The following is a 17077-nucleotide window of genomic DNA, read 5'->3' as shown; positions in this document are numbered from 1 at the left end:
CTCGTGTCGTCCCGGGCGACCGAAGGGAGACCCGGGACCCGGAACCTCTTTCGGCGAAGCTCGGGAATGGATCCCGGATCGGCGCGGCTTCGCCGCTTGTCCGGGATGACGGGAGAGGGCTTCCGAGACCGGTGCGCCTCACGCTCCCCGCGCCAGCCCGTGGCGGATCACGCGGTCGATCAGGTCGGGATAGGCGACGCCGCTGGCGGCGAGCGCCTTCGGGAACATGCTGATGTCGGTGAAGCCGGGGATGGTGTTGATCTCGTTGACCAGCGCGCTGCCGTCCGGCCGCAGGAAGAAGTCGACGCGGGCCATGCCGTCGCAGCCGAGCGCGTAGAAGGCGCGCTTGGCCAGGGCCTGGAGGTTCGCGATCGTTTCCGGCGGCAGATTGGCGGGCACCTCGACGCGGGCGCCGTCCTCGTCGATGTACTTCGCCTCATAGGTGTAGAAGCCATGGCTCGCGGCGGCGGCGATCTCGCCCGGCAGCGAGACGATGGTCTCGCCGTCGGCCTGCTCGAGGACGCTGAGCTCGATCTCGCGGCCTTCGATGAACTCCTCGACGAGGACGACACGGTCGTAGCGGAAGGCCTCGGCCAGCGCTACGGCGAAGCCTTCGGCAGTCGTCGCCTTGCTGACGCCGACCGAGGAGCCCTGCCGCGCCGGCTTGACGAAGAGCGGCAGGCCGAGGGCTTCCGTCGCCTGATCGAAGCTCAGCATCTCGCCCAGCCGGACGGTGAGCGAGCGGGCGACGCCGAGCCCGGCCTCGCGCAGCAGCCGCTTGGCGATGTCCTTGTCGAGCGCATTCGCCGAGCCGACGATGCCGCAGCCGGCGAGTGGGACGCCGGCGACGGCTGCGAGGCCCTGGACCGAGCCGTCCTCGCCGTCGAGGCCGTGCAGCACGGGGAAAAGTACGTCGATCTTCGGCAGGGCCTGCGGCGCAGTGCCGTCCTGCAGGCGCAGCAGGCGCCCGCTCCCGCCGGGCAGCAGGCAGAGCTCGGCTCCGTCCTGCGGGATGGGATCGGGCAGGACGCCGTTCTCAAGTTCGAGCTCGCGCCACTGGCCGGCCTTGGTGATCAGGATTGGCACGACATCGTAGGCCGCCTTGTCGATCGCCTTCACCACATTGGCGGCGGACATCAGCGATACGTCGTGCTCGGCGGATTTGCCGCCGAGGAGAATTGCCACCCGGACCCTGTCGCTCATCGTCATCGCCTTCATCGACTCGTTCAGCTGCGAGCCTCAGTCGGGGATGATTGAGGAATTGCAAAGGCGGCGGTGCTGCTCGCGAGGATATTCCGATCAGCCCGCCGCAGTCGGCAGCAGGCTTCGCGCCACGCCCTCGATGCGCTCGGCCGCTGCCTCCAGCGCATCGGCCGCGCGCTGCTCGATCTCGCCGGCGCGCTGGTCGGCCGAGCCGGCGTCGCCCTGCAGCGAGGCGAGATGGTCTTCCAGCCTGGCGACCTTCCTCTGCAGCTCGCTGACCTCGTCGGCGACCATCAGCGCCGCCATGACATGCAGGCGCATGTCGCCGATCTCGCCGAAGGCCTGGCGCATTTCCTCGATCTTGCCGTCATAAATGCGGGCGAGATCCTCCAGATGGGGCTCCTCGCCCTCGCCGCAGGCCATTCGGTAGGCCTTGCCGGCTATGGTGACGTTCACCTGGGGCATATCTGCACCTGCGGCATACCTGCTCTTTCTTCAGCTCTCGGCGTCTTCAGGCGCTTCGGTGCGCGTGATCATCTCGTGCAGGGCCGTCATTGCCTTGTCGAGCCGCCGGTCGACCTCCTCGGCGGCGCCCTGGACATGGCCGAGCTTGGCCATCGTGCCGTCGAGCTCGACGGCGAGGCGGGCCCTGTCGTCCTGCATCAGCGTCAGCTCGGTTTCGAGATTGGCACGGCCGCGCTCGGCTTCGAGCCGCCGGCGGGCGGCCGCTTCGAGCTGGCCGAGCGCGCCTTCGAGGCGCGACAAGGCGTGATCCAGTGCCGGAGACGCCACGTTTCTTCCTTTTCAGGCCGGTCAAGCCGGCTCATCCGATTCGCGAGCCTAGTGCATGTCGCCGCACCCCGAAAGATCGGCCTGCGCTGCGAACCATCCCTAAGGCTCTGAACGGCTAGGCGATTCACAGGATTTGCCGGAAGAGGGCGGCTGAGGTTTGCCGCGCGGAGCGGTGGATTGCGCCGAAATCGCCTGTCCGGAGCGAATTGACACCGCTCGCGGCGAGGGCCTATCGAACGCGCGCCTTTTTCTGCAACCGTTTCCCGCTCGCCGGCCTGTTTTCACGCGTGAGCGGATGTCCCATCCCCCGGAGTGAGCCAATGACGATGCAAGCGATCGACCGCGCCCAACATGAGCGGCTCGCCAACGCCATTCGCTCGCTCTCGATGGACGGTGTCGAGCAGGCGAAGTCCGGCCATCCCGGCCTGCCGATGGGCGCGGCCGACATCGCGGCGGTGCTGTTCTCGCGCATCATGAAGTACGACGCGGCCGCGCCGACCTGGCCCGACCGCGACCGCTTCGTGCTCTCGGCCGGCCATGGCTCGATGCTGATCTACGCGCTGCTCTATTTGACCGGCACGGGCGGCCTCGAGCTCGATGACCTCAAGAAGTTCCGCCAGCTGGAATCGAAGACCCCGGGCCACCCCGAGAACTTCATGACCAAGGGCGTCGAGACCACCACCGGCCCGCTCGGCCAGGGGCTCGCCACCGCCGTCGGCATGGCGATGGCCGAGCGCATGCTCGCTGCCGAGTTCGGCAAGAAGCTGGTCGACCACAAGACCTATGTGCTCGCCTCGGACGGTGACCTGATGGAGGGCATCAGCCAGGAAGCGATCGCGCTCGCCGGCCATCACAAGCTGAACAAGCTGATCGTGCTCTGGGACGATAACGGCATCTCGATCGACGGGCCGCTCTCGATCTCCGATTCGGTCGATCAGGTCGCGCGCTTCAAGGCCTGCGGCTGGAAGTCCGAGCGCGTCGACGGCCATGATCCCGATGCGATCGAGGCCGCGATCCGCCGCGCCCAGAAGTCCAACAAGCCGACCATGATCGCCTGCAAGACGGTGATCGGCTTCGGCGCGCCGAAGAAGGCCGGCACCTCCAAGGCGCATGGCGAGCCGCTCGGCGCCGAGGAACTCGCCGCCGCCAAGAAGGCGCTCGGCATCACCGGCGGCCCGTTCGAGGTCGCCGCCGATGTGCTCAAGGCCTGGCGTGGTCTCGGCGCCGCCGGCGCCGCGGCCCACAAGGAATGGCAGGGCCTGCTCGCCGGCCTCTCCGAGCGCAAGCGCGGCGAGTTCGAACGCCGCCTCGGCCTGACCCCGCCGGCCAAGCTCGGCAAGGCGCTTGCCGCTCACAAGAAGGCGCTCGCCGCCAATCCGCAGGCGGTCGCGACCCGCAAGGCCTCGGAGCTGGCGCTCGATGCGATCGTGCCGGTGATGCCCGAGCTGGTTTCCGGCTCGGCCGACCTGACGCCGTCGAACAACACCAAGGCCAAGGGCCTCGAGGACTTCACCCCGAAGACCCCGAAGGGCCGTTACATCCGCTACGGCATCCGCGAGCACGCCATGGCGGCGGCGATGAACGGCATCACCCTGCATGGCGGCTTCCGCACTGCCGGCGGCACCTTCCTGGTCTTCGCCGATTATGCGCGCCCGGCCATGCGCCTCGCCGCGTTGATGGGGCTGCCGGTCGTCTACGTGATGACGCATGACTCGATCGGCCTCGGCGAGGACGGGCCGACCCACCAGCCGGTCGAGCATCTCGCCTCGCTGCGGGCCATGCCGAACATGCGCGTGCTGCGCCCGGCCGACGCGATCGAGACCGCCGAAGCCTGGCAGATCGCGCTGGAGCGCACCGACGGGCCGACCGTGCTCGCCCTTTCGCGCCAGAACCTCGCGCCGCTGCGCCAGGACGGCGCGGCGACCAACCGCTCGGCGAAGGGTGGCTACGAGCTGCTCGCGGCCGAGGGCGGCAAGGCGCAGGTCTCGCTCTTCGCCTCGGGCTCCGAGCTCGAGATCGCTGTCGCGGCGCGCAAGCTGCTGGCCGAAAAGGGCGTGCGCGCCCGCGTCGTCTCGGTGCCCTCGCTCGAGCTGCTCCTTGAGCAGGACGAGGCGGTGAAGGCGGCGATCATCGGCGAGGCACCGGTCAAGATCGCGGTCGAGGCCGCGGTCCGCTTCGGCTGGGACGCCGTGGTCGGGGCCGATGGCGGCTTCGTCGGCATGTCCTCCTTCGGCGCCAGCGGTCCCTACAAGCAGGTCTACGCGCATTTCGGCATTACGCCGGAAGCAGTGGCGGAAGCCGCAATCAAGCGCCATAACGCCTGAGTTTCTGTGGCCAGACCATGGATCTGCCATGGTTTGGCCGATTTGCCCGCACTAATGGCGCTGGCTGCGCCGCCGAATGGCGAAGGAGAGGATTGAGATGACGGTCAAGGTGGCGATCAACGGCTTCGGCCGCATCGGGCGCAACGTTCTGCGTGCGATCATCGAGTCGAAGCGCAAGGACATCGAGGTCGTGGCGATCAACGATCTCGGCCCGGTCGAGACCAACGCCCATCTCTTCCGCTTCGATTCGGTGCATGGCCGCTTCCCCGGCACGGTGACCGTCTCCGGCGACACGATCGATGTCGGCCGCGGGCCGATCAAGGTCACCGCCGTGCGCGATCCCAAGGACCTCCCGCACAAGGCGCTCGGCGTCGACATCGCGCTTGAGTGCACCGGCATCTTCACCACCAGGGAGAAGGCGGCCGCCCATCTCGCCGCCGGCGCCAAGCGCGTCCTGGTCTCGGCTCCCTGCGACGGCGCCGACCTCACCGTGGTCTATGGCGTCAACCATGGCGAACTGACCAAGGACCACCTCGTCGTCTCGAACGCCTCGTGCACCACCAACTGCCTCGCGCCGGTCGTGCGCGTGCTGCAGGACGCGGTCGGCATCGACAAGGGCTTCATGACCACGATCCATGCCTATACCGGCGACCAGCCGACGCTCGACACCATGCACAAGGATCTCTACCGGGCCCGTGCCGCGGCGCTCTCGATGATCCCGACCTCGACCGGCGCCGCCAAGGCGATCGGCCTCGTCATCCCCGAGCTGAAGGGCCGCCTCGACGGCACCTCGATCCGCGTGCCGACGCCGAACGTCTCGGTCGTCGACTTCAAGTTCATGGCGAAGCGCAAGACCACGGTCGAGAAGATCAACGACGCCATCATCAAGGCCAGCAAGCGCGGGCCGCTGAAGGGCATCCTGGCCGTCACCGACCAGCCGAACGTCTCCATGGACTTCAACCATGATCCGGCCTCGTCGACCTTCGCGCTCGACCAGACCAAGGTGATGGACGAGAAGTTCGTCCGCATCCTCACCTGGTACGACAACGAGTGGGGCTTCTCGAACCGGATGAGCGACACCGCCGTCGCCATGGCCAAGCTGATCTGACCCAGAAGGGTCCCTGAATGGCCGCGCCCGGCGCGGCCATTCCACTTTCACGAACGGGAAAGCCAGAGCCCATGAACAAGATCGAGCCCACCGTCGCGAACCCGTCGCCCGCTCCCGAGGCGATCATTCCTCCCGCCCCGACCATGGCGGAGGCCGCCGCGGCCCGCGCCGCCGAGATCAAGGCCGTCGAACCGGCCGTCGCAAGCGACCCGCGCAAGCTCGATCAGCTCTCGCGGATCGAGGAGAAGGCGGCCCGGATCGAGGAGAAGTTCGCCCGCTACGAGGCCGTTCTGACGCGCGCCGAGGCTTCGCTCGAGCGCAGCGCCCAGAAGGTCGACCTCGCTGCCGGCACCATGGATTTCGCCGGGCTGCGCGACGAGCTTTCGACGCTGCGCCAGCGCGTCAACGCGACGCCGCGCTTCGGTGCGCTGCTGCTGACCGGCATCGTGACCGCGATCCTGACGGTGATCCTCACCGTGATCGTGCTGAAGAGCGGTGTCCCCGGTATCCTGCCGCCGATCCTGCCGCGCTGACGCTGCCCACGCCCCGACCTTCAGAAGAGACCGCGATGCCCGCTTTCCGCACCCTCGACGACGCCGACCTCGCAGGGAAGCGCGCTCTCGTCCGCGTCGACCTCAACGTGCCAATGGAAGACGGCAAGGTCACCGACGCGACAAGGATCGAGCGGGTGCTGCCGACGATCCGCGAGATCTCCGAGAAGGGCGGCAAGGTCATCCTGCTCGCGCATTTCGGCCGTCCCAAGGGCCGCGATGAGAAGAACAGCCTCAGGCAGGTCGTTCCGGCGCTCGCCCATGCGCTCGGCCAGCCGGTCATCTTCGTCGGGGACTGCATCGGCGAGGATGTCTCCAAGGAGGTCGCGGCGGCCAAGAACGGCGAGGTACTGCTGCTCGAGAACACCCGCTTCCACGCCGGTGACGAGAAGAACGATCCGGAGTTCGTCAAGGCGCTCGCCGCCAATGGCGATCTCTACGTCAACGACGCCTTCTCGGCGGCGCACCGCGCGCACGCTTCGACCGAAGGTCTGGCGCATGTGCTGCCGGCCTATGCCGGCCGCACCATGCAGGCCGAGCTCGAGGCGCTCTCGGCCGGCCTCGACAGCCCGGCCCGGCCGGTGATGGCGATCGTCGGCGGCGCCAAGGTCTCGACCAAGCTCGAGCTGCTCGGCAATCTCGTCAAGAAGGTCGATGTGCTGGTCATCGGTGGCGGCATGGCCAACACCTTCCTGGCGGCGCGCGGCGTCAATGTCGGCAAGTCGCTCTGCGAGCACGATCTCGTCGCGACCGCCCGCGAGATTGAGGAGAAGGCCAAGGCGGCGGGTTGCGAGATCGTTCTGCCGGTCGATGCGCTGGTGGCGCGCGAGTTCAAGGCCAACCCCGGCCACCGCGTCGTCTCGATCGGCGAGGTCGCCGATGACGAGATGATCCTCGATGCCGGCCCGCTCAGCGTCGCCGAGGTCGTGCTGCGGCTCGACAAGGTCAAGACCGTGGTCTGGAACGGCCCGTTCGGCGCTTTCGAATTGCCGCCCTTCGACACGGCGACGGTGACGGTCGCCAAGGCGGTGGCCGAGCGCGCCCGGACCAACCGGCTCGTCGCGGTCGCCGGCGGCGGCGATACGGTCGCGGCAATGAACCATGCCGGCGTGGCCGACGACCTGACCTATGTCTCGACGGCGGGCGGCGCCTTCCTCGAATGGATGGAAGGCAAGGCCCTGCCGGGCGTCGAGGCGCTGCGGCAGGGCTGAGCGGCGGCGCAGCCTGCGGTTGCGTAGCGTAATGTTTATGCTATGTTCTCGTTACGGCGTGACGGTTTCGTCGGAGCCACGATGCGATGAGCGAGAATGTTCAGACCGCAATGTTCGAGATCCTGAAGAAGATTCAGGCGCAGCTCTCCGAGCACGACAGGCGCTTCGACGCTGTCGACAAGCGCTTTGATGATCTCGGGGATCTCGTCCGCAAGCAGCGTAGGGATACGGCTGGCCTGCTCGTCATGGCGAAGTCGATCACCGGCAACTTCGCCGAGGAGCTTGCGGCTGTCGAGGAGCGCGTCGCGGCGCTCGAAGCACGCGGTCGCTGAGCGGGATTCACGCTTTCGGCGGCTTTCGCTTTGCGTCCGCCACAGTTCGATTCTAAACCCTCCGGATAAAGCAGAGTCCAACCGGAGGATCATCGTGGCCCGTATTACGCTTCGCCAATTGCTCGACCATGCCGCCGAGAACGACTACGGCGTTCCGGCCTTCAACATCAACAACATGGAGCAGGCGCTGGCGATCATGGCGGCTGCGGACGCCACCGACGCTCCGGTGATCATCCAGGCCTCGCGCGGGGCGCGCTCCTACGCCAACGACATCATGCTCAAGCACATGATGGACGCCGTCACCGAGATCTATCCGCATATCCCGGTCTGCGTGCATCTGGACCACGGCAACGAGCCCGCAACCTGCATGACCGCGATCCAGGCCGGCTTCACCTCGGTGATGATGGACGGATCGCTCAAGGCCGACGGCAAGACACCGGGCGACTGGGACTACAATGTCGGCGTGACCAGGACGGTGACCGAGATGTCCCATCTCGGCGGTATCTCCGTCGAGGGCGAGCTCGGCGTGCTTGGCTCGCTGGAGTCCGGCGAGGGCGAGAAGGAGGACGGCCACGGCTTCGAGGGCAAGCTCTCCCACGACCAGCTCCTGACCAATCCGGACGAGGCGGTGAAGTTCGTCGCCGAGACCAAGGTCGATGCGCTGGCCATCGCCATGGGCACCTCGCACGGCGCCTACAAGTTCACTCGCAAGCCCGACGGCGCGATCCTCGCGATGCACGTCATCGAGGAGATCCACAAGAAGCTGCCGAACATGCATCTCGTCATGCACGGCTCGTCCTCGGTGCCGCAGGACCTGCAGGACATCATCAACCAGTATGGCGGCAAGATGCCCCAGACCTGGGGCGTCCCGGTCGAGGAGATCCAGCGCGGCATCAAGCACGGCGTGCGCAAGATCAACATCGACACCGACAACCGGATGGCGATGACCGGGCAGATCCGCAAGATCCTGTCCGAGAACCCCGGCGAGTTCGATCCGCGCAAGTATCTGAAGCCGGCCATGGAAGCGATGACCAAGCTCTGCAAGCAGCGCCTGGAAGAGTTCAACACCGCCGGCCAGGCCTCGAAGATCAAGCGCGTCATCACGCTGGCCGACATGGCCAAGCGCTACGCCAAGGGCGAGCTCGACCCGACCTTCGGCGCCAAGAAGGCGGCCTGAGCTCATCTGCAAGCCCTTCGGCTGCCGCATTGCCGCAGCAGACCCCATCTCCAGCGCCGCCGGGTTTCCCGGCGGCGTTTTTGCTTTGGCGGGCGCCTGCGTCTTGACCATCTAGGTCATCTGTCCTAAACAAGGTTTAGGACAGATGACCTAATAGGTTTGACGGTCCACAGGGATAGCGGGGAGGGCCGGGTGAGGGCAGCCGCCACGAGGCAGCAGATCGTCGACGCGGCCGACCAGCTCTTCTATGAGCGCGGCTACGAGGCGACCGCCTTTGCCGACATCGCGGCGGCCGTCGGCATTTCCCGCGGGAATTTCTATTATCATTTCAGAACGAAGGACGAGATCCTCGCGGCCGTGATCGTGCTGCGGCTGGATCGGACGCGGGGCATGCTGGAGCACTGGCAGCGTGAGGCCGGGACGCCGCGCGAGCGCATCCGCTGCTTCATCGGCATGTTGACTGCCAACCGCGCCAAGATCATGCGCCATGGCTGCCCGGTCGGCACGCTCTGCAACGAGCTTGCGAAGCTCGACCATGACGCTCAGCAGCACGCGGCCGAGATATTCACCCTGTTCCGGGACTGGCTCGCCTCGCAGTTCGCGGCGCTCGGCTGTGCGGCCGAAGCGGACAGGCTGGCGATGCATGTGCTGATGCGCAGTCAGGGCGTAGCGACCCTGGCCGCCGCCTTTCGCGACGAGGCCTTCATCCAGCGGGAGGTCGAGGAGATGTCGGCCTGGCTGAAAGCGCTCGAACCGCGCGAAAACGCCGCTTCATCAACCTGATCAATTTGCCGGAAAGGAAGCCCTATGTTCGTCGTCGCGCTCCGCTTCTCCGCCAACAAGTCTCGTGCTGCGGCCCTGATGCCGGCCCATAACGACTGGATCAGGCGCGGCTTCGATGATGGCGTCTTCCTGCTGACGGGCAGCCTGAAGTCGGGAGGCGGCGGCATGGTTCTCGCGCACAAGCTGTCACGCGAAGAACTCGATGCGCGCCTGCGCGAGGACCCCTTCGTCGCCGAGGATGTCGTCAGCGCCGATGTCCTCGAGATCGCTGCCGGACGAGCCGATGACCGGCTCGCCTTCCTGCTGAACTGACCGGCAAGGCGCCGGCAGGATCAGACGCCGATCTTGCCGCCGCCCTTGCGGGTGATCGCCACCACCGAGGGGCGCACCGGCATGTCCGGCTTGAAGTCCGGCCAGCGGGTCGAGAGGTCCTCGTAATAGGAACGGCGGCCGAATTCCGGCCAGTCCGGGCCGTCGTCGCCGGGGTGCTGGACCGCGACGAAGGCGGTGGTGTCGTCGGGCGTGAAGCAGGGGCCGCAGAGCTCGGCGCCGTGCGGCACGCGGTAGAACAGTTTTGAGGTGCGGCGTGCCGCGCCCTTCGTATCGACCGCCCAAAGCCCGTCGGTGCGGCCGGTTTCCTTGGGGCCGTTGCCGTCGGTCGCGACCCAAAGCCGTCCGCCCGAGTCGACCACGGCATTGTCGGGCATGCCGAACCAGCCATTCTTCGTGGTCTCGGTCGAGAAGCTCGCTCCGACCGCGGCGATGGAAGGATCGCCGCATTTCAGCAGCACTTCCCATTTGCCCCTGGTCGCAGTGAAGTCGCCGCCATCCTCGATGATCTCGATGATGTGCCCGAAGGCGTTCTTGGCGCGCGGATTGGCGGCGTCGACCTGGTCGTCCTTGCGGCTGGTATTGTTGGTCAGCATCACATAGACGCGGCCGTTGACGCCGTCGGGCGTGATGTCCTCCGGCCGGTCCATCTTGGTGGCGCCGAGCAGGTCGCCGGCGCGGCGGGTCTCGATCAGCACGTCGGCCTGGCTGGTGAAGCCGTTGGCCGTGGTGAGCGGCCCCTCACCGAAGACCAGCGGCAGCCATTCGAGCGTGCCGTCGGCCGTGAACTTCGCGACATGGAGCGTGCCGGAATCGAGCAGGTCCATGTTGGCGGCGCGGTTCGCGGGGTCGAAGCGGCCGGCGGTGACGAACTTGTAGACATAGTCGAAGCGCTCATCGTCGCCGAGATAGGCGACGACGCGGCCGTCCTTGGCGACGATGTTGTCGGCGCCCTCATGCTTGAAGCGGCCGAGCGCGGTGCGCTTCTTCGGCACCGAGTTCGGGTCGAAGGGGTCGACCTCGACGATCCAGCCGAAGCGGTTGGCTTCGTTGGGCTCGCTGGCGAGGTCGAAGCGCTCTTCGAAACGGCCCCAGGCATAGGGTGAGGAGGGGATGGCGAGGCGCTTGTAATTGGCCTCCTCGCGATGGCCTTCCGGCAGCTTGCCGGAGAAATAGCCGTGGAAATTCTCCTCGCCGGAGACGAAGGTGCCCCAGGGCGTCATCGCGCCCGCGCAGTTGTTGAGCGTGCCGAAAACCTTGCGGCCCGAGGCGTCGGCCTTGGTCCGGACGCGCTCAGTGCCGGCGACGGGGCCGGAAAGCTGCATCTCGGTCGCCACCGTGATCCGGCGGTTCAGCTTTGAATCCTTGACCAGCGCCCATTTTCCGTCGGTCCGGCGGATCTCGGCGACGGTCGCGCCATGGGCCATCGCCTCGATCGCGTAGCGCTCCTTGGTCGCGTTCTTCATCACCGGCTTGCCGTCCTTGATCTCGACGACGCCGGGGAACATCAGATGCGGGTTGGTGTATTCGTGATTGACGAAGAGCACGCCATGCGCGGACGGGTCAGCCGCGCCGGGCAGGGGCAGGTAGCCGACGAAGTCGTTGTTGTAGCCGAACTGCCTGGCCTGGGCCTCAGGCGTCTGTTTGGTGGGGTCGAACTGCGGCGCGTCGGGAAAGAGCGGGTCGCCCCAACGCAGCAGGACATCGGCGTCGTAACCCTCGGCGACATGATGGTCGGCGTCGACGCCGGCCTCGACCTCCTTGAAGGCGAAGGCCGAGCCTTCGGTGCCGCGCGCTTCCGCCCGTTCGGCAGTCGCCAGCGCCGCGGTCTCGACCGTCGCCGAGATCGCGGAGACGGCGAGCGCGCCCTTGAGCAAGCCGCGCCGCGAGAAGCGCTGGCCGATCAGCTCACCCATCGTCGGGTTGTCGGTCGGGTTCTGCGGGGCGGCGTCCTCGTGCTCGAGCAAGCTCGCGCCGAAGGTCGATTCATATTGGGTATCGTCGCCCATCACCGCTCTCCATGCCCTAAGCTTGCTTCCGATTGGAACGGTTGCAAGCTAGCCGGAGCGGTTGACAGGCAGGTGACGCCGCGAGGTGCTGGAGCCGAAGCTCAGGCTGCGCGGCTGCGACGCGTCAGGTTCTCGAAGGCATCGGCCAGTCCCTCGGCCTGGCGGGTCAGCGACTGCGCGACGCCGAGCACATCGCCGACGCTGGCGCCGGCCGCCTGGGCCGATTCGTTGACCGCGCCGATGGTATGGGCGACCTCCTGGGTTCCCTGCGCGGCAAAGCTGACGCTGCGGGCGATCTCCTCGGTCGCGGCGCGCTGCTGCTCGATGGTGCTCGCGATGGTCAGGGTCGTCTGGTCCATGCCGGAGACGAAGCCGGCGATGCTCTCGATGGCAAGGATGGCCTCGCGGCTATGGGCCCGCATCGTTGGAACCTGGGCGGCGATCTCGTCGGTCGCCTTGCCGGTGCGCTCGGAGAGCAGCTTGACCTCCTGAGCGACGACGGCGAAGCCGCGGCCGGCCTCGCCAGCGCGGGCGGCCTCGATGGTGGCGTTGAGGGCGAGCAGGTTGGTCTGCTCGGCGATGTCGCGGATCAGGTCGACGATCGAGCCGATGGTTTCGGCCGACTGCGCCAGACTCTTGACGATGACCTCGGTCGTCTGCGCCGCGGCGCTGGCGTCATGGGTCTTGGTCGTGGCGCCGGTGACCTCCGCCGCGATGTGCCGGAGCGAGATCGAAAGCTCCTCGGCAGCGTTGGCGACGTTGCGGACATTCTCCGAGGCCGCATCGGAGGCGCTGGCTGCTGCGAGGGCCTGCATTCCGGTCTCCTGCACGGTGTCGTTCATGGTCCGGGCAAGCGTCTCGATCACACGGGCGCTGCCGGCGACCGAAGCGACGACGTCGCGGACCGTAACCTCGAACGCGGCGATCTCAGTCTGGGACGTCTCGCGGCTCTGCTTCTGCACGAGCGTGTAGGTCTCGAGCAGCAGTTCCAGGTCGAACTGGATGGCCTTCAGCAGCGCGGCGCGCAGGGCGATACGCCGGTTGAGCTCCTTGCGTTGCCAGAAGCGCAGGCGGCCGAGGCCGTCGCGCTGCAGTCCGAGTTCGGCGCCGATCGCATTGCCGACGATGGCATGGCAGATGGCGACGCCATGGACGGGAACGCCATGGTCATGGAAGGCGGTGGCGAGCGTACGTGCGGATGCCAGGAAGTCGTCGTCGAGCTCGCCCGAGACCAGCCTGATCCAATGGGCCAGCCGCAGCGCATGGACCTCCGGCTGCTGCATCGCGCGGTGGATCTCGGGCCAAGCTTCGAAACGGTCGTGCAGCCCTTGCAGCAGCCCGGGCATGCGCTCCCGTGCGAAGTCACGCTGGCCGTGCAGCAAGGCAAGGTCGTATTCGTCGATACGGAAGGTGCGCAGACGCGCGTCGTGCTGGGCGATGGCGTTGCTCATACGCAACTTCTTGGGATCTCGGCGATGGGCTGACAGGTTCGCGAGGACATTGCGAGGAGTTCGAAAACAAAGGCTTAAGCGCGCGCGAAAGGCAGTGAGCCAACGCGAAAAAGCAGTGTTGCGCGCTTGCTTCCTGCCGATCCGGCTGACTATAACCCGCCCCTGCGCGCGGCGCCGGGCTGCCGCAACGATCAGAGCGGAGGCGACCAAGCCATGGCCGGGCATTCCCAGTTCAAGAACATCATGCACCGCAAGGGCAAGCAGGACGCGGTGCGTTCCAAGCTGTTCTCGAAGCTGGCCCGTGAAATCACCGTCGCCGCCAAGATGGGCATGCCCGATCCGAACATGAACCCGCGCCTGCGCATGGCCGTGCTGGCGGCGCGCGCGGAGAACATGCCGAAGGACAATATCGAGCGCGCGATCAAGAAGGCGATCGGCGGCGAAGGCGAGAACTATGACGAGGTCCGCTACGAGGGCTACGGCCCGGGCGGCGCGGCCGTCATCGTCGAGGCGCTGACCGACAACCGCAACCGCACGGCCTCGGCGGTGCGCTCCTACTTCACCAAGTCCGGCGGAGCGATGGGCGAGAGCAACTCGGTCTCGTTCATGTTCAACCGGGTCGGCGAGATCAGCTACCCCGCCGAAGCCGGCGATGCCGACAAGGTGATGGAGGCGGCGATCGAGGCCGGTGCCGACGACGTCATCAGCGACGAGAACGGCCACACCATCCTGTGCGCCTTCGATGCGCTCAACGAGGTCTCCAAGGCCCTGGAAGCCGCCCTCGGCGCACCCGCCTCGGCCAAGCCGGTCTGGCGGCCGACGACGACGGCCCCGCTCGACGAGGAGAAGGCGGCGTCGATGATGCGGCTGATGGAGGCGCTCGACAATGACGACGACGTCCAGAACGTCTTCGCCAATTTCGAGATCGCCGACGATGTGATGGCCAAGCTCAGCGGCTGAGGCCGGACAGCTGGATTGGGTCATGGTCGGGCTTGTCCCGACCATCCACGCCTTCCTCCGGCGAGATCAGTGGTCAAGACGTGGATGCTCGCCACAAGGGCGAGCATGACGGTTGTGGCGCATTATCGCCCGAGCCACGCATCCCAGAGCGGCAGGCCGACGATCGCACTGGCGAAGATCGTCAGATAGGCAATGCGACGGAAGGTCTGCTCCGATGCGAGCCCGAAGGCGTGCGTGCCGATCCAGAGGCCTGCGCCATAGATCAGGAAAAGTGGCAGCGCCATCAGCAGGCCGGCGGCGCTGAGGATGCCCTTGATCCAGAGGATGGTGCCGCTGACGATGGTGCCCAGGCCGAAATAGGTCTGCATGTTGGCGCGCGTCTTGTGCCGGTCGTTGCGCTGGGCGCCGAGCCAGAACACGGCCAGCGGCATGCCGCCGATGCTGGCGAGCCCGTTGCAAAGCCCGGACAGGGCGCCGACGCCGAGCGAGAGCGGAATGCCCGGCTGGCCATGATAGCGCCAGCCGGATGCCAGCAGCGCGACGGTGCCGAGCACGAGCGCGGCCAGGAGCCAGCGCATCGTCGTCTGGTCGAGCCAGATCAGCAGAGCGAGACCGAGCGGCAAGGTCAGCGTCGCCGCGACGAGCAGAGGGATGACCTCGCGCCATTCGGCGCGCTTGGCCGAACGCGCCGCCAGTGGCAGGGCGAAGGGCATGTCGATCAGCCAGATCAGGCCGAGCGCCGCGACCGGGCCGAGCACGACCGAGGCGAGCGGCATGAAGACCATGGCGAAGCCGAAGCCGGTGAAGCCGCGGACCAGCCCGCCGAGAAAGGTCGCAAAGAGCAGTGTGGCTATCCCCGAGACCGTGAGACCGGGAAAGAAGGGGGCGAGGAATTCCAGCATGGCCTCGGATGCGATGGCGACGCCTTCACCTCACCCCAAGCAGCGGCGCGATCAACCCCCGTTGCAGTGATGGCAGCGATGAGCGCCAAGCATCGGAGCGCCAGATATCGATCGCCCGCCGCGGTTCCACCGCAGGCTGCGGGGTTCTAGTTTGCCCCGATGAACGCGATTCGCATCCTCGGCATCGATCCCGGCCTGCGCAAGACCGGCTGGGGCGTCATTCTCAGCGAGGGGACCAAGCTCAGCTTCATCGCCTGCGGCGTCGTCGAAAGCGAGCAGAAGGCGACGCTGGCCGAGCGCCTGCGGCAATTGCACGACGGCATCGCCGGCGTGATCGCCGCCCATGCGCCGGGCGAGGTCGCAGTCGAGGAGACCTTCGTCAACCGCGATCCGCAATCGGCGCTGAAGCTCGGCCAGGCACGCGGCGTCGCGCTGGTGGTTCCGGCGCTGGCGGGGCTGGAGGTCGCCGAATATGCGGCGAACCTGGTCAAGAAGACGGTGGTCGGCGTCGGCCATGCCGACAAGAAGCAGGTGCAGGCGATGATCCGCGTGCTGCTGCCCAAGGCGGAGACGAGGAGCGCCGACGCTGCCGATGCGCTGGCGGTGGCGATCTGCCATGCCCAGCATCGCGGCGCCCGGGCGATGCTGGCGAAGTATCAGGCCCGGTAGGCGTAGAGCTCGGCATCCGGATCGCCCTTGCCGGTGAGGCCGGCCCGGACGATCTCGGCGCCGATGCGGCTATAGGTGATGCCGTTGCCGCCAAAGCCCATCACGGCCCAGCAGTTCTTCAACCCGGGCATCTCGCCGATCGTCGGCAGCCCCGTGGTGGAGGCGCCGAAGGTGCCGGCCCAGGCAAAATCGGCCCGCGTGTCGAGGCCGGGCAGCAGCTTGGCGAGCTTCTTCTGCAAGGTCGCAGTCTTGGCTTCGATCAGACGGTCGCGTGCCTCTTCGTCGACGAAATCCTCGTCCTCACCGCCGCAGATCACGCGGCCATCGGGCGTGGTGCGCAGATAGAGATAGGGCTCGGAGGCTTCCCAGATGAAGCAGCGCTCCGGCCAGAGGCGGCGCGGCTGCGGGATGGTGGCGATCGCCCAGGTCGAGATCGCCTGATGTCCCTTCGGCTCGTGCCCGAACGGGATCTCGTAGCCGGTGCAGAACACGACATGGCGGCTGCTTATGCGTGCGCCGGCCTTCGTACGCAGGACGACGGAACGCGGCCTGGCATCGATGTCGACGATCTCGACCGGGCTGGCGAGCCGCGCCCCGCGGGCGATCGCGATGCGCAGGAACGCTGCGGCGAGGGCGCGCGGATCGACCTCGAGATTGTCGTAGCCGAGCAGGGCGGCCCCGCGCCCGATGCCGAAGCGCTCCTTGAGCGCGGCGGTGCCGAGAAAGGCGGTCTCGAATCCGGCGAGGCGGCGCGCCTCGCCCTCGCGGGACAGGGCCTCGGCGTCGAGCAGGTTGCCGGCGAGGTAGAGCGAATCGCGCTTGCGCATCGGGGCGAGCGACAGGGCGCGGATGCGGGCGCCAAGCCCGTCCAGTGCCAGCCGCGAGCGCCGCCAGGCCCGGATCGCCGCCTCCTCGCCGATCTGGCGGGAGAGCTTGGTCAGGGGCTGGTCGATCTCGTATTGGAGGAGGGCGGTGCTGGCGACGGTCGAGCCACGGACCGGGCCGCGCCGGTCGACGATCAGCACGCCCAGCCCGGCTTCGCTCAGCGCATCGGCGACCATGGCGCCCGAGATGCCGGCACCGATCACGACGACATCGGCGTCCGCATCGCTAGCAAGCTCCCAGCCAGGCACGGAAGGCGCCCGCTTCTCCTGCCAGACCGAGCGGCCGGTCCGCAGGTCCCTCTTCTTCGTCAGCACGTCTTCTTCAGCACTTGGCGCCCCCATCCTGGTGGAGAACGCATGATCGCCGCGAATGATCCGCGCTGGCTGGAAG

At 67.3% G+C, this 17077-nt stretch carries 17 protein-coding genes; 10 read left to right on the top strand and 7 right to left on the bottom strand.

Annotation, left to right across the window (positions count from 1 at the left end; translation table 11 throughout):
• Positions 1 to 138 precede the first annotated feature (138 nt).
• The 3 genes from RKE40_RS07785 to RKE40_RS07775 all read right to left on the bottom strand — a co-directional run bounded on the left by RKE40_RS07785 (position 139) and on the right by RKE40_RS07775 (position 1995).
• Positions 139 to 1203, bottom strand: a complete 1065-nt coding sequence (locus RKE40_RS07785; RefSeq protein ID WP_390893282.1) for a D-alanine--D-alanine ligase family protein — start codon at positions 1201 to 1203, stop codon at positions 139 to 141.
• 96 nt (positions 1204 to 1299) lie between these two features.
• Complete coding sequence (locus tag RKE40_RS07780; protein WP_066476063.1) at positions 1300 to 1668, bottom strand: cell division protein ZapA; 369 nt, start codon at positions 1666 to 1668, stop codon at positions 1300 to 1302.
• Positions 1669 to 1698: 30 nt separating this feature from the next.
• Positions 1699 to 1995, bottom strand: a complete 297-nt coding sequence (locus RKE40_RS07775; RefSeq protein WP_316017661.1) for a DUF4164 domain-containing protein — start codon at positions 1993 to 1995, stop codon at positions 1699 to 1701.
• Positions 1996 to 2315: 320 nt separating this feature from the next.
• Between RKE40_RS07775 and tkt the strand changes: the two genes are divergently transcribed.
• The 8 genes from tkt to RKE40_RS07735 all read left to right on the top strand — a co-directional run bounded on the left by tkt (position 2316) and on the right by RKE40_RS07735 (position 9793).
• Positions 2316 to 4319, top strand: a complete 2004-nt coding sequence (gene tkt / locus RKE40_RS07770) for a transketolase (protein WP_390893281.1) — start codon at positions 2316 to 2318, stop codon at positions 4317 to 4319.
• Between the two features lie 97 nt (positions 4320 to 4416).
• A complete protein-coding gene (gene gap / locus RKE40_RS07765; RefSeq protein ID WP_316017660.1) occupies positions 4417 to 5427 on the top strand; it encodes a type I glyceraldehyde-3-phosphate dehydrogenase in 1011 nt (336 codons plus the stop codon).
• A 71-nt stretch (positions 5428 to 5498) separates the two neighbouring features.
• Positions 5499 to 5960 (top strand): hypothetical protein, encoded by a 462-nt coding sequence (locus RKE40_RS07760; protein WP_316017659.1) that lies wholly within the window; start codon positions 5499 to 5501, stop codon positions 5958 to 5960.
• 35 nt (positions 5961 to 5995) lie between these two features.
• A complete protein-coding gene (locus tag RKE40_RS07755; protein ID WP_316017658.1) occupies positions 5996 to 7189 on the top strand; it encodes a phosphoglycerate kinase in 1194 nt (397 codons plus the stop codon).
• 86 nt (positions 7190 to 7275) lie between these two features.
• Positions 7276 to 7521: a hypothetical protein gene (locus RKE40_RS07750; protein ID WP_316017657.1), complete on the top strand. Its 246-nt coding sequence runs from the start codon at positions 7276 to 7278 to the stop codon at positions 7519 to 7521.
• A gap of 94 nt (positions 7522 to 7615) precedes the next feature.
• On the top strand, positions 7616 to 8698 hold the full coding sequence (fba, locus tag RKE40_RS07745; protein WP_316017656.1) for a class II fructose-bisphosphate aldolase: 1083 nt from the start codon (positions 7616 to 7618) through the stop codon (positions 8696 to 8698).
• Between the two features lie 192 nt (positions 8699 to 8890).
• Positions 8891 to 9481, top strand: coding sequence for a TetR/AcrR family transcriptional regulator (locus tag RKE40_RS07740; protein WP_316017655.1), 591 nt, complete (start codon positions 8891 to 8893; stop codon positions 9479 to 9481).
• Between the two features lie 24 nt (positions 9482 to 9505).
• Entirely contained in the window at positions 9506 to 9793 is a 288-nt protein-coding gene (locus RKE40_RS07735) for a YciI family protein (protein ID WP_316017654.1), read from the top strand.
• A 20-nt stretch (positions 9794 to 9813) separates the two neighbouring features.
• Here the strand turns inward: RKE40_RS07735 and RKE40_RS07730 are convergent, their stop codons facing one another.
• Positions 9814 to 11820 carry a PhoX family protein gene (locus RKE40_RS07730; protein ID WP_316017653.1) on the bottom strand — a complete coding sequence of 669 codons (2007 nt, stop codon included), beginning with the start codon at positions 11818 to 11820 and terminating at the stop codon, positions 9814 to 9816.
• Between the two features lie 101 nt (positions 11821 to 11921).
• Positions 11922 to 13271: a globin-coupled sensor protein gene (locus RKE40_RS07725; protein ID WP_316017652.1), complete on the bottom strand. Its 1350-nt coding sequence runs from the start codon at positions 13269 to 13271 to the stop codon at positions 11922 to 11924.
• A gap of 213 nt (positions 13272 to 13484) precedes the next feature.
• Here RKE40_RS07725 and RKE40_RS07720 point away from each other — a divergent pair, with 213 nt between their 5' ends.
• A complete protein-coding gene (locus RKE40_RS07720) occupies positions 13485 to 14231 on the top strand; it encodes a YebC/PmpR family DNA-binding transcriptional regulator (RefSeq protein WP_316017651.1) in 747 nt (248 codons plus the stop codon).
• Between the two features lie 122 nt (positions 14232 to 14353).
• Here RKE40_RS07720 and RKE40_RS07715 read toward each other — a convergent pair whose 3' ends face one another.
• Positions 14354 to 15133 (bottom strand): TSUP family transporter, encoded by a 780-nt coding sequence (locus RKE40_RS07715; protein ID WP_316017650.1) that lies wholly within the window; start codon positions 15131 to 15133, stop codon positions 14354 to 14356.
• A 159-nt stretch (positions 15134 to 15292) separates the two neighbouring features.
• Here RKE40_RS07715 and ruvC point away from each other — a divergent pair, with 159 nt between their 5' ends.
• The gene (ruvC, locus tag RKE40_RS07710) at positions 15293 to 15802 is read left to right on the top strand and encodes a crossover junction endodeoxyribonuclease RuvC (RefSeq protein ID WP_316017649.1); all 510 of its coding nucleotides are present in this window, start codon (positions 15293 to 15295) and stop codon (positions 15800 to 15802) included.
• On the opposite strand, the gene RKE40_RS07705 is transcribed toward ruvC, so the two are convergent.
• Entirely contained in the window at positions 15790 to 17001 is a 1212-nt protein-coding gene (locus tag RKE40_RS07705; protein WP_316017648.1) for an NAD(P)/FAD-dependent oxidoreductase, read from the bottom strand. The genes ruvC and RKE40_RS07705 overlap by 13 nt on opposite strands.
• Between the last annotated feature and the right edge of the window lie 76 nt (positions 17002 to 17077).

The sequence above is a fragment of the Allobosea rubneri genome (assembly GCF_032464875.1).
GTDB classification, from domain to species: domain Bacteria; phylum Pseudomonadota; class Alphaproteobacteria; order Rhizobiales; family Beijerinckiaceae; genus Allobosea; species Allobosea rubneri.
The sequence above is the reverse complement of the archived record's forward strand: the minus strand, read 5'-3'. Positions and strand labels throughout refer to the sequence as shown.

Excerpts from the sequence above, each read along its gene's own strand:
- RKE40_RS07785 (WP_390893282.1), bottom strand. The coding sequence starts at position 1,203 with ATGAGCGACAGGGTCCGGGTGGCAATTCTCCTCGGCGGCAAATCCGCC.
- RKE40_RS07780 (WP_066476063.1), bottom strand. The coding sequence starts at position 1,668 with ATGCCCCAGGTGAACGTCACCATAGCCGGCAAGGCCTACCGAATGGCC.
- tkt (WP_390893281.1), top strand. The coding sequence starts at position 2,316 with ATGACGATGCAAGCGATCGACCGCGCCCAACATGAGCGGCTCGCCAAC.
- gap (WP_316017660.1), top strand. The coding sequence starts at position 4,417 with ATGACGGTCAAGGTGGCGATCAACGGCTTCGGCCGCATCGGGCGCAAC.
- RKE40_RS07760 (WP_316017659.1), top strand. The coding sequence starts at position 5,499 with ATGAACAAGATCGAGCCCACCGTCGCGAACCCGTCGCCCGCTCCCGAG.
- RKE40_RS07755 (WP_316017658.1), top strand. The coding sequence starts at position 5,996 with ATGCCCGCTTTCCGCACCCTCGACGACGCCGACCTCGCAGGGAAGCGC.
- RKE40_RS07750 (WP_316017657.1), top strand. The coding sequence starts at position 7,276 with ATGAGCGAGAATGTTCAGACCGCAATGTTCGAGATCCTGAAGAAGATT.
- RKE40_RS07735 (WP_316017654.1), top strand. The coding sequence starts at position 9,506 with ATGTTCGTCGTCGCGCTCCGCTTCTCCGCCAACAAGTCTCGTGCTGCG.
- RKE40_RS07730 (WP_316017653.1), bottom strand. The coding sequence starts at position 11,820 with ATGGGCGACGATACCCAATATGAATCGACCTTCGGCGCGAGCTTGCTC.
- RKE40_RS07725 (WP_316017652.1), bottom strand. The coding sequence starts at position 13,271 with ATGAGCAACGCCATCGCCCAGCACGACGCGCGTCTGCGCACCTTCCGT.
- RKE40_RS07720 (WP_316017651.1), top strand. The coding sequence starts at position 13,485 with ATGGCCGGGCATTCCCAGTTCAAGAACATCATGCACCGCAAGGGCAAG.
- RKE40_RS07715 (WP_316017650.1), bottom strand. The coding sequence starts at position 15,133 with ATGCTGGAATTCCTCGCCCCCTTCTTTCCCGGTCTCACGGTCTCGGGG.
- ruvC (WP_316017649.1), top strand. The coding sequence starts at position 15,293 with ATGAACGCGATTCGCATCCTCGGCATCGATCCCGGCCTGCGCAAGACC.